This window comes from Acinetobacter harbinensis (assembly GCF_000816495.1).
Taxonomy (GTDB): domain Bacteria; phylum Pseudomonadota; class Gammaproteobacteria; order Pseudomonadales; family Moraxellaceae; genus Acinetobacter; species Acinetobacter harbinensis.
This window is the reverse complement of sequence record NZ_JXBK01000001.1, coordinates 1,927,158-1,927,377: the sequence shown is the minus strand read 5'-3', so window position 1 is coordinate 1,927,377 and position 220 is coordinate 1,927,158. Positions and strand designations below refer to the sequence as shown.

The following is a 220-nucleotide window of genomic DNA, read 5'->3' as shown; positions in this document are numbered from 1 at the left end:
AATTTTGCGCTGTTCTACTTCGTCTTGGAAGAATGCGCCATCAATCATGGTGGCGGTGGTGCCGGGATTATGAATGGCAATCAAGTTTAAGGCCTGTACCACATCTGGACAGTTATGACAGCTTAACGATACAAACACTTCAAAATCGGCAGTTAAGTTTAAAGCTTTAATTTGTGCCAAAACCTCATCAGAGACTTTTGCGGCATAGCCTGAGACTTGT

1 pseudogene is annotated in these 220 nt (G+C 43.2%); it reads right to left on the bottom strand.

From position 1 onward, the window contains the following. Nucleotides 1-220 (bottom strand): annotated as a pseudogene (locus SE27_RS13675) (alkyl hydroperoxide reductase subunit F); the annotation flags it as partial.